This is a genomic window from Aquincola tertiaricarbonis, assembly GCF_000969605.1.
Classification (GTDB): Bacteria; Pseudomonadota; Gammaproteobacteria; order Burkholderiales; family Burkholderiaceae_C; genus Aquincola; species Aquincola tertiaricarbonis.
Window position 1 is genome coordinate 13,292 of sequence record NZ_JZUE01000033.1, and the last position, 14,483, is coordinate 27,774.

Below are 14,483 nucleotides of genomic sequence, written 5' to 3' on the forward strand. Positions count from 1 at the left end.
AGCGAATTCGCCCCGCGGCGCTGGCACAGCCCGAGCCGATCGTTCGGTGCGCTTGCTTGGCAGCGGCGCACCCTCCCAAGGTCCGCCTCCATGCATCTTTCCGAACTGAAGGCCCAGCACGTATCCGAGCTCATCAAGATGGGCGAGGCGCTGGAGATCGACAACGTCAGCCGGCTGCGCAAGCAGGAGCTGATGTTCGCGATCATGAAGAAGCGCGCCAAGGCCGGTGAACAGGTCTTCGGCGACGGCGTGCTCGAAGTGCTGCCCGACGGCTTCGGCTTCCTGCGCTCGCCCGACACCAGCTACATGGCGTCCACCGACGACATCTACCTGAGCCCGAGCCAGATCCGCCGCTTCAATCTCCACACCGGCGACATGATCGAAGGTGAAGTGCGCGTGCCCAAGGACGGCGAGCGCTACTTCGCGCTGGTCAAGGTCGACCGCGTGAACGGCCTGACGCCGGAGGAGAACAAGCACAAGATCATGTTCGAGAACTTGACGCCCTTGTTCCCCAAGGAACAGTTCAAGCTCGAGCGCGACATCCGTGCCGACGAGAACATCACCGGCCGCATCGTCGACCTGATCGCGCCCATCGGCAAGGGCCAGCGCGCCCTGCTCGTCGCCCAGCCGAAGACCGGCAAGACGATGATGATGCAGCACCTGGCGCATGCGCTGGTGGCCAACCATCCCGAGGTGCACCTGATCGTCCTGCTGGTCGACGAGCGGCCGGAAGAAGTGACCGAGATGCTGCGCACCGTGCGCGGCGAGGTCATCAGCTCCACCTTCGACGAGCCCGCCCAGCGCCACGTGCAGGTGGCCGAGATGGTGATCGAGCGCGCCAAGCGCCTGGTCGAGCTGAAGAAGGACGTCGTCATCCTGCTCGACTCCATCACCCGCCTGGCCCGCGCCTACAACAACGTGCTGCCGTCGTCGGGCAAGGTGCTGACTGGCGGCGTCGACGCCAACGCGCTGCAGCGGCCCAAGCGCTTCTTCGGCGCGGCGCGCAACGTGGAGGAAGGCGGCTCGCTGACCATCATCGGCACCGCGCTGATCGACACCGGCTCGAAGATGGACGAAGTCATCTACGAGGAATTCAAGGGCACCGGCAACTGCGAGATCCACCTGGATCGCCGCATGGCCGAAAAGCGCGTCTACCCGTCCATCCTGATCAACAAGAGCGGCACGCGGCGCGAGGAGCTGCTGCTGAAGCCCGAGATCCTGCAAAAGAGCTGGATCCTGCGCAAGCTGCTCTACCCGATGGACGAGATCGAGGCGATGGAGTTCATCCTCGACAAGATGAAGTCGACGAAGAACAACCTGGACTTCTTCGACATGATGCGGCGCGGCGGCTGACGCCCCACGCTATACTTCCGGGTTTTCCGCTCGTGGGAAAGTGCGCATGCATGGGGCAGGCGTGGCTACCGTGTGACGAGTGGGCTGATGAACGAGGCACGTATGAAAGAAGGCATCCATCCCGCGTACCGCGAGGTCTGTTTCGTGGACCTGTCGAACGGTTTCAAGTTCGTCACGCGCTCGTGCGCCCAGACGCGCGAAACCGTGAAGATGGACGACGGCCGCGAGCTGCCGCTGTTCAAGCTGGAAACCAGCAGCGAATCGCATCCCTTCTACACCGGCACGCAGAAGAGCATCGACAACCTGGGCGGCCGGGTCGAGAAGTTCCGCAACAAGTTTGCGAAGGTCGGCATCAAGAAGTGATGCACGCCTGCAACGGCAACAGGGCAGCCTTGGCTGCCCTTTTTCTTGCCCGCTTGAACCCGGCCTTGCCCGCATGAACATTCCGACCCCTGCCCTGGTGGCCCAGCGCGCGGCCCAACCGCTGCCGCGCTGGGCGCTGTGGCTGTTCTGCGCGGCCTACCTGCTGCCCGGCGTGGTGGGCCGCGACCCCTGGAAAAACGCCGACCTCACCGCCTTCGGCGTGATGGCGGCGATGGCCGAGGGACGCACCTCCTGGCTTTCGCCCTCGCTGGGCGGGTTGCCGGTGGACACCGCGCTGCTGCCGCACTGGCTGGGGGCCGCCTTCATCTGGCTGCTCACACCCTGGATCGACGCGCCAATGGCGGCCCGCATTCCATATGCGCTGCTGCTGGCCCTGACGCTGGCACTGACGTGGTATGCCACCTTCCAGCTGGCGCGGACCGAAGCGGCACAGCCCGTGGCCTTTGCATTCGGTGGTGAAGCGACGCCGGTGGACTATGCCCGCGCGCTGGCCGACGGCGCCATCCTGGCGCTGATGGCCACGCTGGGCGCGCTGCAGCTGGGCCACGAGACCACGCCCGAGCTGGCACAGCTGGCCAGCGTGGCGCTGGCGGTGTGGGCCTTGGCGGCGGCCCCCTTCCGCGGGCTGCGGCCCCGGCTGGCCATCCTGGCGGCGCTGCCCCTGCTGGCGGCCTGCGGTGCACCCGCCATGGCGATGGCGCTGGGTGCCATCGCCACGGTGTTGTGCGCACGATCGGGCTTCGACGCCGTGCGCCGATTCATGCCTTGGGTGGCGGCCGCCACGCTGGCGGCGGCGCTGGTCGGGGCCACGGTGCACAGCTGGGCCTGGCGCATCGACGCCGATGTGCTGACGGGGCTGCCGCGCATCGGCCGGCTGCTGGTGTGGTTCCTGTGGCCGGCCTGGTTGCTGGCGCTGTGGACGGCCTGGCGCTGGCGGCGGCACCTGCAGCACCGCCATATCTCGGTGCCGCTGGCCGTGGCCGGCCTGGCCGTGGTGGCCAGCGTGGCGATGGGTGGCTCCGACCGGGCGCTGATGCTGGGTCTGCCCGGTTTCGCGGTGCTGGCGGCCTTTGCGCTGCCCACGCTCAAGCGGGGCACCAGCGCGGCCATCGACTGGTTCTCGGTGTTCTTCTTCAGCGCCTGCGCCATCGGCGCGTGGGTGGTGTACGCCGCCTTCCAGACAGGGGTGCCGGCCAAGACGGCCGCCAACGTGGCCAAGCTGGCACCGGGCTTCAGCGCACGCTTTTCACTGGTGAGCCTGCTGTTCGCCATCGCCGGCACCGTGGCCTGGATCGGGCTGGTGCGCTGGCGCACCGGCCGCCACCAGCATGCGCTGTGGAAGAGCCTGGTGCTGCCGGCCGGCGGCGTGGCCCTGTGCTGGCTGCTGCTGATGACGCTGTGGCTGCCGTTGCTGGACTATGCCCGCAGCTACCGGCCGTGGACGGAACGCCTTGCGCGGCATGTGCCTGCAGGCGCCTGCGTGATCACGCGCGGGCTGCCGCTGTCGGCCGTGGCTTCGCTGGAGTATTTCGGGCGCTGGCGCGTGGTGGCGCATCCGCGGGGCACGACCGAGCTGCGCAGCGAAGGCAGCTGCCAGGTGTTGCTGGTCAGCGAGATCCGCGGTCGGCCGCAGCCTGCACCTGCCGGCTGGCGCCTGGTGGCGCGCGAGAACCGCCCTACCGATCGTGACGAGGTGACGGCGATCTACCGCCGTCCCTGATTCAGAACTCGGAAGCGAAGCTGGCGCGCTGGTCGGCCGACTGGCGCACCCGTCGCACCCGCGGCGCCGGCAGCAGCAGGCGGAAGCAGGAGCCGCGGCCCAGTTCGCTTTCCACCACCAGCTCGCCGCCGTGGCGCTGCACCACGTGCTTGACGATGGACAGGCCCAGGCCGGTGCCGCCGGTCTCGCGCGAGCGGCTGCCGTCCACCCGGTAGAAGCGCTCGGTCAGGCGCGGAATGTGTTCACGCGCGATGCCGATGCCGGTGTCGCGCACCTCCAGCTCGCCGCTCTGGTCGGGCCGCACGCGCCAGGCCAGCTCGATGCGGCCTTCCTCCGGCGTGTAGCGCACGGCATTGGTCACCAGGTTGGTGATGGCGCTGGCCAGCTCGCTCGGGTTGCCGGCCACCTCGTAGCCCGGCTCCACCTCGAAGCGGATCACGTGCCGGCCGGCCGACAGCGAGACGGCATCGGCGTGCAGGCGCTGCAGCAGCATGTCCATCGCCGTCCAGCGATCGGGCGCGGGCCGGGGGCTGCCCTCCAACTGGGCCAGGGTGAGCAGGTCGCCCACCAGCGTCTGCATGCGCTCGGTCTGCTGGCGCATGAGCTGCAGCACCCGCTGCCGCTCCGCCTCGCTCAGCGGCAGGCTGGCCATCGATTCGACGAACCCCGACAACACCGTGAGTGGCGTGCGGATCTCATGCGACACGTTGGCGACGAAGTCGCGGCGCATGCCGTCGGCGCGTTCATGCTCGGTGATGTCCTGCGACAGCACCAGCTTGGCACCCTCACCATAAGGCCGCACCAACACCGACAAGGTGGCGCGCCCCAGCGGGCTGGCCAGCACGACCGGCTGCTCGAAGCGGCCGGCCTGCAAGTGGCTGACGAAGGCCGGCGACCGGATGAGGTTGGTGACCCGCTGGCGGCGGTCGCGCACCGGGTCCAGGCCGAAGTGGTCGGCCGCGACCGAATTGCACCAGTCGATCTGGTCATTGGCATCCAGCATCAGCACGCCGTTGGGCGAGGCTTCGATGCCCGACAGGAACTGTTCGAGCCGGCCGCGTTCACGCTCCAGCTCGCGCTCGCGCAGGCGCAGCACCCGCTCGATGCGGTAGCCCATCTCGCCCCAGTAGCCACGCCCGCGCGGGGCCGGCGCTTCCTGCGAACCGCGCAGCCAACGCATCAGCCGCCGGCCCTTGAGCGAATCGACGGCCACCAGCACGGTGACGGCCAACCCCGCGCCGAGCGCCGGCCCGGTGTGCGGCAAGGGGCCGGTACCACCCAGCAGCCATTGTCCGAGGAGCGCCCCGGCCAGCGCCGCCAGCGCGGCGGCCAGCGTGCGCAGCAACCACCAGCTCATCGGCCGGCTCCGGTGCGCGGCCGGCGGCTCACGCGGAGACGCTGGCCTGCTGCGTCAGCCGGTAGCCGGCGCCGCGCACAGTCTCGATCATCGGCGAGCAGCCCACCGGGGCCAACGCCTCGCGCAGCCGCTTGACATGCACGTCCACCGTGCGTTCCTCGATGAAGACATGGTCGCCCCAGACGCGGTCCAGCAGCTGGCCGCGGCTGTGCACACGCTCGGGATGCGTCATGAAGAAATGCAGCAGGCGGAACTCGGTGGGGCCGATCTTCACTTCGCGCGAGACGCCCTCCACCACCCGCGTGACCCGGTGCGTGGAAGGATCCAGCACGAGGCCGCCCACCTCCACCGCCGCATCCAGCGCGTCGGGCGCCTTGCGGCGCAGCACCGCGCGGATGCGCGCCAGCAGTTCCTTGGTGGAGAACGGCTTGGTCAGGTAGTCGTCGGCGCCGGCATCCAGGCCGGAGATCATGTCCGACTCCTCCGAGCGGGCAGTCAGCATGATGACCGGCAGCCCCTTGGTGCGGGCATCGCCGCGCCAGCGCTTGGCCAGCGCCAGGCCCGACTGGCCGGGCAGCATCCAGTCCAGCAGCACCAGGTCGGGCAGCACGCCATTGACGGCCTGCTGCGCCTGCTCGGCGTCGGCGGCGATCACCACGTCATAGCCTGCATGCCGCAGGTTCAGGGAAATCAGCTCGGCGATCGCCGGCTCGTCCTCGACCACCAGTACCAGGCTCATCGCACTGCATCCTCGACGGCTTCAACGGAATGGTGACGGACGTCGGTGCCCTTCACCACGTAGATGATGGCTTCGGCCAGGTTCTTGGCATGGTCGCCCACGCGCTCGATGGCCTTGGCCACGAACACGAGGTCGATGCTCGACGAGATGGTGCGCGGGTCTTCCATCATGTAGGTGATGAGCTTGCGCAGCAGGCCGTCGAATTCCTGGTCGATCTGGTCGTCCTGCTTGAGCACCTCCAGCGCGCGGGCGGTGTCCAGGCGGGCGAAGGCGTCCAGGGCCTTGCGCAGCAGCGCAATGGCCAGGTCGGCTTCGAAGGCCAGGTCGGCCACCGGCACGCGCAGGCGGCTGGACACGCCGGTATTGACCAGGCGCTGCACCGTGCGGGCGATTCGCGCGGCCTCGTCGCCCACGCGCTCCAGGTTGGCGATGGTCTTGCTGACGGCGATCAGCAGCCGCAGGTCGCGGGCGGTGGGCTGGCGGCGGGCGATGATGCCGGACAGGTCGCTGTCGATCTCGACTTCCATCGAATTGACGCGCGTTTCCTGCTGCAGCACCTGGTTGGCCGTCTCGCTGCTGAAGTTGCTGAGCGCATAGATGGCCTGCGCCACCTGGGATTCCACCAGGCCGCCCATTTCCAGCACGCGGTTGGAGATGCCGCTCAGCTCGGCGTCGAACTGGGTAGAGAGATGCTTGTCCGGCATGGTGTGACTCCGTTCAGCCGAAACGGCCAGTGATGTAGTCCTCGGTGTCCTTCTTCTTGGGCTTCATGAACAGCTCAGAAGTGGGCCCGAATTCGATGAGGTCGCCCAGGTACATGTAGGCGGTGTAGTCGGAGCACCGGGCCGCCTGCTGCATGTTGTGGGTGACGATGGCGACGGTGTAGTCGCTCTTCAGCTCGTGGATCAGTTCCTCGATCTTGCCGGTGGAGATCGGGTCCAGCGCCGAGCAGGGCTCGTCCAGCAGCAGCACCTCGGGCTTGATGGCGATGCCGCGCGCGATGCACAGCCGCTGCTGCTGGCCGCCGGACAGGCCGGAGCCGCTCTGGTTGAGCTTGTCCTTCACCTCGTTCCACAACGCGGCCTTCTTCAGCGCCCACTCCACCCGCTCGTCCATCTCCACACGCGGCAGGTCCTCGAACAGCCGCACGCCGAAGGCGATGTTGTCGTAGATCGACATCGGGAACGGCGTGGGCTTCTGGAAGACCATGCCGATCTTGGCCCGCACCAGGCTCACGTCCAGCTTGGACTGCAGGATGTTCTCGCCATCCAGCAGGATCTCGCCTTCTGCCCGCTGCTCGGGGTAGAGCTCGAACATGCGGTTGAAGGTACGCAGCAGGGTGCTCTTGCCGCAGCCCGACGGGCCGATGAAGGCGGTGACCTTCTTCTCCGGGATGTCCAGGTTGATGCGCTTGAGCGCGTGGAAGCTGCCGTAGTAGAAGTTCAGGTCGCGGATCGACAGCTTGGGTTTCTCGGTGACCGGCAGGTCGACTTTGGTGTCCATGGATCGGGCCTCGGGTCAGTGTTTGTTGCGGAAGAGCACGCGCGCCAGGATGTTCAGCGCCAGCACGCCCAGCGTGATGAGGAACACGCCGGCCCAGGCCAGCTTCTGCCAGTTCTCATAGGGGCTCATCGCGAACTTGAAGATGGTCACCGGCAGGCTGGCCATCGGCTCGCGCATGTCGGCGGTCCAGAACTGGTTGGACAGCGCGGTAAACAGCAGCGGTGCGGTTTCGCCGGCGATGCGGGCCAAGGCCAGCAGCACGCCGGTGATCACGCCGGCCCGCGCGGCCTTCAGCGTGACGGCCGAAACCACCTTCCACTTCGGCGTGCCCAGGGCGTAGGCCGCCTCGCGCAGCGCGTTGGGGATCAGCATCAGCATGTTCTCGGTGGTGCGGATCACCACCGGGATGACGATCAGCGCCAGCGCCAGCACGCCCGCGAAGCCCGAGAAGCTCTTGATCTGGTCCACCACCGCGGCATAGATGAACAGGCCGATGACGATGGACGGCGCCGACAGCAGGATGTCGTTGATGAAGCGCGTCACATTGCCCAGCCAGCCCTTCTGGCCGTACTCGGCCAGATAGATGCCGGCCATGATGCCGATGGGCGTGCCCAGCAGCGTGGCCAGCCCCACCATCATGGCGCTGCCGAAGATGGCATTGGCCAGGCCGCCGGTCTCGGCCTGCGGCGGCGGCGTCATCTCGGTGAACACCTGCAACCCGATGCCGCCGATGCCCAGGCGCACCGTCTCGAACAGGATCCACACCAGCCACACCAGGCCGAAGCCCATGGCTGCGAGGGACAGGGTGAGCGCGAGCGCATTGACGCGCTTGCGCTGGCGGTGCTTGGCCAGCTTGGAGCCGGTGATGCTCAGCGTGGTCATGTGCGGGTTCCTTCCGACTTCTTCAGGCGCGCCAGCAGCAGCTTGGACAGCGACAGCACGACGAAGGTGATGAAGAACAGCACCAGGCCCAGGTAGATCAGCGAAGCCTGGTGCAGGCCCTCGCCGGCCTCGGCAAATTCATTGGCCAGGGCGGAGGTGATGCTGTTGGCTGCGTCGAACAGCGACAGCGAGTTGAGCTGGTTGAAGTTGCCGATCACGAAGGTGACCGCCATCGTCTCGCCCAGCGCACGGCCCAGGCCCAGCATGATGCCGCCCACCACGCCGGTCTTGGTGTACGGCAGCACCACCTTGTAGACCACCTCCCAGGTGGTGGAACCCAGGCCGTAGGCCGATTCCTTGAGCATGGGCGGCGTCACCTCGAACACGTCGCGCATCACCGAGGCGATGAACGGGATGACCATGATGGCCAGGATGATGCCGGCCGACAGGATGCCGATGCCCACCGGCGGGCCGGACACCAGCGCGCCCAGGTACGGCACGTCGCCCACCCAGCGCTGCAGCGGCTGCTGCACCCAGGTGGACAGCAGCGGGCTGAAGACCAGCAGGCCCCACATGCCGTAGACGATGGACGGCACCGCGGCCAGCAGCTCGATGGCCACGCCCAGCGGGCGGCGCAGCCAGTTGGGCGACAGCTCGGTGAGGAAGAGCGCGATGCCGAAACTGACCGGCACCGCGATCAGCAGCGCGATGAACGAGGTCATCAGCGTGCCGTAGATCATCACCAGGCCGCCGTACTTGTCCTGCACGGGGTCCCAGTCGGTGGACCACAGGAAGCCGAGGCCGAACTGCTTGATGGCCGGCGCCGCGCCGACGATCAGCGAGACGATGATGCCGACCAGCAGCAGCAGGGTGAAGATGGCGGCGCCATGCGCCAGGACGGAGAACACTCCGTCGGCCCAGGGCACCCGGCGGCGGCGCGCGGGGGGTCCACCACGGGAGCTGGAACGGGCCATGGGGCGGGCGTTGTCTGATGGGGTAGCGGGCAGTGTAGCGGCCACATTCCCTCCGTTTGAGCCGGCAGCCCGGCGGGGTTGTCAACGCAGCTCAGGGTGCAGACACGCGGCCTGCACCCTGGATCAACTGCTTGTGTGCTGCAGGCGGCTTACTTGAAGGCGACGGCATTGCCGCCGGCGTCCTTGATCTGCGAGGACCACTGGGCCCGCACCAGGTCCTTCACCGAGGCCGGCAGCGGCACGTAGTCCAGCTCGTCGGCCATCTTGTCGCCGTTGGCGTAGGCCCACTCGAAGAACTTCAGGGCGGCCGAGGCGCTGGCCGGCTTGTCCTGGTTCTTGTACATCAGGATGTACGTCGGGTTGGTGATGGGCCAGGTGGTCTTGCCGGGCTGCTCGGTGGTGATCTGATAGAAGGTCTTGGTCCAGTCGGCGCCGGCGGCAGCCGCCTTGAACGTGTCGTCGCTCGGCGACACCCATTGGCCGTCCTTGTTGCGCAGCATCGTGAACGTCATCTTGTTCTGCTTGACGTACGCGTACTCCACGTAGCCGATGGAGTTGGGCAGGCGCTGCACGAAGGCGGCCACGCCCTCATTGCCCTTGCCACCCGCACCGGTCGGCCAGTTCACGGCGGTGCCCTCACCCACCTTGGACTTCCACTCCTCGTTCACCTTGCTGAGGTAGTTGGTGAAGATGAAGGTGGTGCCCGAGCCGTCGGCGCGGCGCACCACGCTGATGGCGGCGTCCGGCAGCGGCACGCCCGGGTTCAGTGCGGTGAGCGCGGCATCGTTCCAGCGGGTGATCTTGCCCAGGTAGATGTCGCCCAGCGCCTGGCCGGTCAGCTTGATCTGGCCCGGCTGGATGCCGGGGATGTTGACCACCGGCACGACGCCGCCGATCACGGTCGGGAACTGCACCAGGCCGTCCTTGGCCAGTTCCTCGTCCTTCAGGGGCATGTCGGTGGCACCGAAGTCCACCGTCTTCGACTTGATCTGCTTGATGCCGGCGCCCGACCCCACCGACTGGTAGTTGATGCGTGCGCCGGTCGCCTTGTTGTAGGCATCGGCCCACTTGGCGTAGATGGGGGCCGGGAAGGTAGCGCCCGCGCCGGTGACGTCCTGCGCATGGGCGAGCTGGACCGAGAAGGCCAGCGCGGCAGCCGCGGCGGCGAAACCGAAGGGCTGGAGGCGGGCACCTGCGGTGCGTTGAGCTTGCGACGACATGGACTAACCTTTCTACAGTGATCTGACTGGAAGTCACTGTAGGCAGGCTGTGTGACAGTGACATGACATCCCGCGCCTGGCGGGGCCATGCCGCAGGCGTTTACACGGTCACGGCCGCGGCCGCCAGGCGCTCGGCCGCTGCACGGGCCAGCTGGCCGTCGCTGGCCTCCACCATCACACGCAGCACCGGTTCCGTGCCTGAGGCACGGATCAGCAGCCGGCCGCTGTCGCCCAGCTCACGCTGGGCTCGCTCCTGCTCGGCGGCCAGGTGGCGGTTCTGCCGCCAGTCCAGCCCGTCCGGCAGGCGCACGTTGATCAGCACCTGCGGGAACAGCTCGACACCGGACAGCAGGGCCGAGAGCGAGGTGTTGTTGCGCCGCACCGCCTGCAGCACCTGCAGCGCGCTGACGATGCCGTCGCCGGTGGTGTGCTTGTCCAGCGCCAGCAGGTGGCCGGAGCCCTCCCCGCCCAGCTGCCAGCCGCGCGCGCCCAGCTCTTCGAGCACGTAGCGGTCGCCCACCTTGGCGCGCACGAAGGGCAGGTTGCGTTTGCGGAAGGCCAGCTCCACGGCCATGTTGGTCATCAAGGTGCCCACCGCGCCGGCCACGGCCTGGCCCTGCGCGAGGCGGTCGGCCACCATCACGTACAGCAGTTCGTCGCCGTTGTAGAGGCGGCCCGCGGCGTCCACCAGCTGCAGTCGGTCGGCGTCGCCATCCAGCGCGATGCCGTAGTCGGCGCCCCGTTCCTGTACCGCCTTGACCAGCGCAGCAGGCGCGGTGGCGCCCACGCCGTCGTTGATGTTGGTGCCATTGGGCGCGCAGCCGATGGAGCTCACCTCGGCGCCCAGTTCGTGGAACACATCCGGCGCGACGTGGTAGGCCGCGCCGTGGGCGCCGTCCACCACGATCTTCAGGCCCTTGAGCGACAGCTCGCTGCCGAAGGTGCTCTTGCAGAACTCGATGTAGCGGCCACGGGCGTCGTCGATGCGGCGGGCCTTGCCCAGGCCGGTGGAATCGACCCACTGCGGCGCCTCTTCCAGGGCGGCTTCCACCGCCGCCTCCCAGTCGTCGTCCAGCTTTTCGCCGCGGGCGGAGAAGAACTTCACGCCGTTGTCATTGAACGGGTTGTGCGAGGCGCTGATCACCACGCCCAGGTCCAGCCGCAGCGCGCGCGTGAGGTAGGCGACGCCAGGCGTGGGCAGCGGGCCGGACAGCAGCACGTCCACGCCGGCGGACGCGAAGCCGGCCTCCAGCGCCGACTCGATCATGTAGCCGGAGATGCGCGTGTCCTTGCCGATGACCACCGTCGGGCGCTCGGCACTGCGCCGCAGCACGCGCCCCACCGCATGGCCCAGCCGCAGCATGAAGTCCGGCGTGATTGGCGCGCGGCCCACCGCACCGCGGATGCCGTCGGTGCCGAAGTAACGTCTTCCCATGATGTTTTCTCCTCAGTCTTGTTGCGCCCAGCGCGGCAGGCCGATGGCCGCGAATACCTTCAGCGCATCCACCGTCTCGGCCACGTCGTGCACGCGCAGCACCCGCGCGCCCCGCTCCGTGGCGGCCAGGGCGGCGGCCACGCTGGGGATGAGCCGGTCGCCCACCGGCCGGCCGGTGACGGTGCCCAGTGTCGACTTGCGCGACAAGCCCACCAGCAGCGGATACCCCAAGGCCAGCAGCGCTTCCTGCTGCCGGATCAGGCCCAGGTTGTGCGCCACCGTCTTGCCAAAGCCATAGCCCGGATCCAGCACGATGCGCTGCGCCGCCACGCCCTGCGCCCGCAGCGCGTCAGCGGCATCGCGCAGGAACTGCATCACCTCCGCCACCACGTCCTGATAGGCCGGCGCCAGCTGCATGGTTTCCGGCTCGCCCTGCATGTGCATCAGGCACACGCCACAGCCCGGGTGGGCCGCCACCACCTCCGCGGCGCCGGGCACCCGCAGCGCCCGGACGTCGTTGATGATGTCCACGCCAAGTTGCAAGGCGGCCGCCATGACCTGCGGCTGGCTGGTGTCCACCGATACCGGCACGCCCAGCGTGACGGCATGGCGCAGCACCGGCAGCACGCGGGCCAACTCTTCATCCGGCGTAGGCCGGGGTGAGCCGGGCCGGGTGGACTCGCCGCCGATGTCCAGGATGTCGGCACCCTGCGCCACCAGCGTGTCGCAGTGGGCGCAGGCCGCGGCGGCATCCCGCCCGCCGTCGGAGAAGGAATCGGGCGTCGCATTGACGATGCCCATCACCTGCGGCCGGCGCAGGTCGATCTCGAAACGGGTGGTCTGCCAGATCATCGGAAACAGTCAAGCGGAGCGGCCGAGGCGCCGCGAAACGAAAAAACGGGGCCGAAGCCCCGTTTGCGCGCCGTGCAGGCGCTGCCGGTCAGCACGCTCAGGCAGCGGCCGGGGCGCTTTCCGGATTGACCGGCGGCGTCGGACCACCCGGCTTGGACGAGGTGGGCGTCCAGTCCTTCGGCGGGCGCGGCGGCTTGCCGTTCATGATGTCGTCGATTTGCTCGGCGTCGATGGTTTCCCACTCTAGCAAAGCCTTGGCCATCGCATGCATCTTGTCCTGGTTGTCCTCGATCAGCTTGCGAGCGATGGTGTACTGCTCGTCGATGATGCGGCGGATCACCAGGTCCACTTTGCGCATCGTCTCTTCCGACATGCTGGTGGTCTTGGTGACCGAACGGCCGAGGAACACCTCGCCCTCGTTCTCCGCATACACCATCGGGCCCAGCTCGTCGGTCATGCCGTAGCGGGTGACCATGTCACGGGCAATCGCGGTGGCCCGCTCGAAGTCGTTGCTGGCGCCGGTGGTCATCTGGTTCATGAACACCTCTTCCGCAATGCGGCCGCCAAACAGCACGCTGATGGTGGAGAGCATGCGCTCCTTGTCCATGCTGTAGCGGTCGCCTTCGGGCAGCTGCATCGTCACGCCGAGCGCACGGCCGCGCGGGATCACCGTCACCTTGTGCACCGGATCCGTCTTGGGCATCAGGCGGGCCACCAGGGCGTGGCCGGCCTCGTGGTAGGCGGTGTTGCGGCGCTCTTCCTCGGGCATGACCATGGACTTCCGCTCGGGGCCCATCATGATCTTGTCCTTGGCGCGCTCGAAGTCGACCATCTCCACCACGCGGCCACTGCGGCGCGCGGCGAAGAGGGCAGCCTCGTTCACCAGGTTGGCCAGGTCGGCGCCCGAGAAGCCCGGGGTGCCGCGCGCCAGGATGTCGGCCCGGATGTCCTGGCCGACCGGCACCTTGCGCATGTGCACGTTGAGGATCTGCTCGCGGCCGCGAACGTCCGGCAGTGTCACGTAGACCTGGCGGTCGAAGCGGCCTGGACGCAGCAGCGCGGGGTCGAGGATGTCGGGCCGGTTGGTGGCCGCCATCACGATCACGCCCAGGTTGGTCTCGAAGCCGTCCATCTCGACCAGCATCTGGTTCAGCGTCTGCTCGCGCTCGTCGTTGCCGCCGCCCAGGCCGGCACCACGATGGCGACCCACCGCGTCGATTTCATCGACGAAGATGATGCAGGGCGCGCTCTTCTTGGCCTGCTCGAACATGTCTCGCACGCGGGCCGCGCCGACACCGACGAACATTTCCACGAAGTCGGAGCCCGAGATGCTGAAGAACGGCACCTTGGCTTCACCCGCAATGGCCTTCGCCAGCAGCGTCTTGCCGGTACCCGGAGGGCCGACCAGCAGCACGCCGCGCGGGATGCGGCCGCCCAGCTTTTGGAACTTCTGCGGGTCCTTCAGGAAGTCGACCAGTTCCTTGACCTCTTCCTTGGCCTCGTCGCAGCCGGCGACGTCGGCGAAGGTGGTCGAGTTGTTGGCCTCGTCCAGCATGCGCGCCTTGGATTTGCCGAAGCTGAAGGCGCCGCCCTTGCCGCCGCCTTGCATCTGCCGCATGAAGTAGATCCACACGCCGATCAGCAGCAGCATCGGCCCCCAGCTGATCAGGATGCTCATCAGGATCGACGGCTCCTCGCGGGGCTTCACGTCGAACTTGACGTTGTTGTTGATCAGGTCGCCGACCAGGCCGCGGTCCAGGTAGGTTGCGGTGGAGCGCAGGCGCTTGTCATCGTTCGTGATCGCCACGATCTCGGTACCGCCTGCAGCACCTTCCTGCAGCGTCACCGATTTGATGCGCTTGGCACGCACTTCCTCCAGGAAATCAGAGTAGCCGATCTGGTTGCCGGAAATCGCACCTCGGTCGAACTGCTTGAAGACGGTGAACAGTACCAGTGCAATCACCAGCCAGACCGCCACCTTGGAAAACCATTGATTGTTCACTGCGGCTCCTTCTGCCCGTGACTGTCACGACGCCCAAATGGCGCCTTGCACGCAACTGGGGA

General features: G+C 67.7%; 13 protein-coding genes. 3 read left to right on the forward strand and 10 right to left on the reverse strand.

What is annotated here, in order from left to right:
• Positions 1-90: 90 nt before the first annotated feature.
• From rho to VO99_RS25015, 3 genes are all read left to right on the forward strand, one after another.
• Positions 91-1,353 carry a transcription termination factor Rho gene (rho, locus tag VO99_RS25005; RefSeq protein WP_046115678.1) on the forward strand — a complete coding sequence of 421 codons (1,263 nt, stop codon included), beginning with the start codon at positions 91-93 and terminating at the stop codon, positions 1,351-1,353.
• Between the two features lie 102 nt (positions 1,354-1,455).
• Positions 1,456-1,716, forward strand: coding sequence for a type B 50S ribosomal protein L31 (locus VO99_RS25010; RefSeq protein WP_046115679.1), 261 nt, complete (start codon positions 1,456-1,458; stop codon positions 1,714-1,716).
• Positions 1,717-1,789: 73 nt separating this feature from the next.
• Positions 1,790-3,457 (forward strand): hypothetical protein, encoded by a 1,668-nt coding sequence (locus VO99_RS25015; RefSeq protein ID WP_046115680.1) that lies wholly within the window; start codon positions 1,790-1,792, stop codon positions 3,455-3,457.
• 1 nt (position 3,458) lies between these two features.
• On the opposite strand, the gene phoR is transcribed toward VO99_RS25015, so the two are convergent.
• The 10 genes from phoR to ftsH all read right to left on the reverse strand — a co-directional run bounded on the left by phoR (position 3,459) and on the right by ftsH (position 14,421).
• Positions 3,459-4,814, reverse strand: a complete 1,356-nt coding sequence (gene phoR, locus VO99_RS25020; protein ID WP_046115681.1) for a phosphate regulon sensor histidine kinase PhoR — start codon at positions 4,812-4,814, stop codon at positions 3,459-3,461.
• Positions 4,815-4,842: 28 nt separating this feature from the next.
• Entirely contained in the window at positions 4,843-5,553 is a 711-nt protein-coding gene (phoB, locus tag VO99_RS25025; protein WP_046115682.1) for a phosphate regulon transcriptional regulator PhoB, read from the reverse strand.
• Positions 5,550-6,257: a phosphate signaling complex protein PhoU gene (gene phoU, locus VO99_RS25030; RefSeq protein WP_046115683.1), complete on the reverse strand. Its 708-nt coding sequence runs from the start codon at positions 6,255-6,257 to the stop codon at positions 5,550-5,552. Before phoU ends, phoB begins: the two co-directional genes overlap by 4 nt.
• A gap of 13 nt (positions 6,258-6,270) precedes the next feature.
• Complete coding sequence (pstB, locus tag VO99_RS25035) at positions 6,271-7,056, reverse strand: phosphate ABC transporter ATP-binding protein PstB (RefSeq protein WP_046115684.1); 786 nt, start codon at positions 7,054-7,056, stop codon at positions 6,271-6,273.
• A 15-nt stretch (positions 7,057-7,071) separates the two neighbouring features.
• On the reverse strand, positions 7,072-7,938 hold the full coding sequence (pstA, locus tag VO99_RS25040; RefSeq protein ID WP_046115685.1) for a phosphate ABC transporter permease PstA: 867 nt from the start codon (positions 7,936-7,938) through the stop codon (positions 7,072-7,074).
• Positions 7,935-8,912 carry a phosphate ABC transporter permease PstC gene (gene pstC, locus VO99_RS25045; RefSeq protein ID WP_046115686.1) on the reverse strand — a complete coding sequence of 326 codons (978 nt, stop codon included), beginning with the start codon at positions 8,910-8,912 and terminating at the stop codon, positions 7,935-7,937. Before pstC ends, pstA begins: the two co-directional genes overlap by 4 nt.
• A 149-nt stretch (positions 8,913-9,061) precedes the next feature.
• Positions 9,062-10,132 (reverse strand): phosphate ABC transporter substrate-binding protein PstS, encoded by a 1,071-nt coding sequence (gene pstS / locus VO99_RS25050; protein WP_046115687.1) that lies wholly within the window; start codon positions 10,130-10,132, stop codon positions 9,062-9,064.
• Between the two features lie 100 nt (positions 10,133-10,232).
• Positions 10,233-11,567: a phosphoglucosamine mutase gene (glmM, locus tag VO99_RS25055; protein WP_046115688.1), complete on the reverse strand. Its 1,335-nt coding sequence runs from the start codon at positions 11,565-11,567 to the stop codon at positions 10,233-10,235.
• Positions 11,568-11,579: 12 nt separating this feature from the next.
• Positions 11,580-12,419, reverse strand: a complete 840-nt coding sequence (gene folP, locus VO99_RS25060; RefSeq protein WP_046115689.1) for a dihydropteroate synthase — start codon at positions 12,417-12,419, stop codon at positions 11,580-11,582.
• A gap of 97 nt (positions 12,420-12,516) precedes the next feature.
• Positions 12,517-14,421 carry an ATP-dependent zinc metalloprotease FtsH gene (gene ftsH, locus VO99_RS25065; protein WP_046115690.1) on the reverse strand — a complete coding sequence of 635 codons (1,905 nt, stop codon included), beginning with the start codon at positions 14,419-14,421 and terminating at the stop codon, positions 12,517-12,519.
• Between the last annotated feature and the right edge of the window lie 62 nt (positions 14,422-14,483).

Bases quoted from the DNA above. Each gene is read 5' to 3' on its own strand.
- rho (WP_046115678.1), top strand. From the start codon at position 91: ATGCATCTTTCCGAACTGAAGGCCCAGCACGTATCCGAGCTCATCAAG.
- phoR (WP_046115681.1), bottom strand. From the start codon at position 4,814: ATGAGCTGGTGGTTGCTGCGCACGCTGGCCGCCGCGCTGGCGGCGCTG.
- phoB (WP_046115682.1), bottom strand. From the start codon at position 5,553: ATGAGCCTGGTACTGGTGGTCGAGGACGAGCCGGCGATCGCCGAGCTG.
- glmM (WP_046115688.1), bottom strand. From the start codon at position 11,567: ATGGGAAGACGTTACTTCGGCACCGACGGCATCCGCGGTGCGGTGGGC.
- phoU (WP_046115683.1), bottom strand. From the start codon at position 6,257: ATGCCGGACAAGCATCTCTCTACCCAGTTCGACGCCGAGCTGAGCGGC.
- pstS (WP_046115687.1), bottom strand. From the start codon at position 10,132: ATGTCGTCGCAAGCTCAACGCACCGCAGGTGCCCGCCTCCAGCCCTTC.
- pstB (WP_046115684.1), bottom strand. From the start codon at position 7,056: ATGGACACCAAAGTCGACCTGCCGGTCACCGAGAAACCCAAGCTGTCG.
- VO99_RS25015 (WP_046115680.1), top strand. From the start codon at position 1,790: ATGAACATTCCGACCCCTGCCCTGGTGGCCCAGCGCGCGGCCCAACCG.
- folP (WP_046115689.1), bottom strand. From the start codon at position 12,419: ATGATCTGGCAGACCACCCGTTTCGAGATCGACCTGCGCCGGCCGCAG.
- VO99_RS25010 (WP_046115679.1), top strand. From the start codon at position 1,456: ATGAAAGAAGGCATCCATCCCGCGTACCGCGAGGTCTGTTTCGTGGAC.
- pstC (WP_046115686.1), bottom strand. From the start codon at position 8,912: ATGGCCCGTTCCAGCTCCCGTGGTGGACCCCCCGCGCGCCGCCGCCGG.
- pstA (WP_046115685.1), bottom strand. From the start codon at position 7,938: ATGACCACGCTGAGCATCACCGGCTCCAAGCTGGCCAAGCACCGCCAG.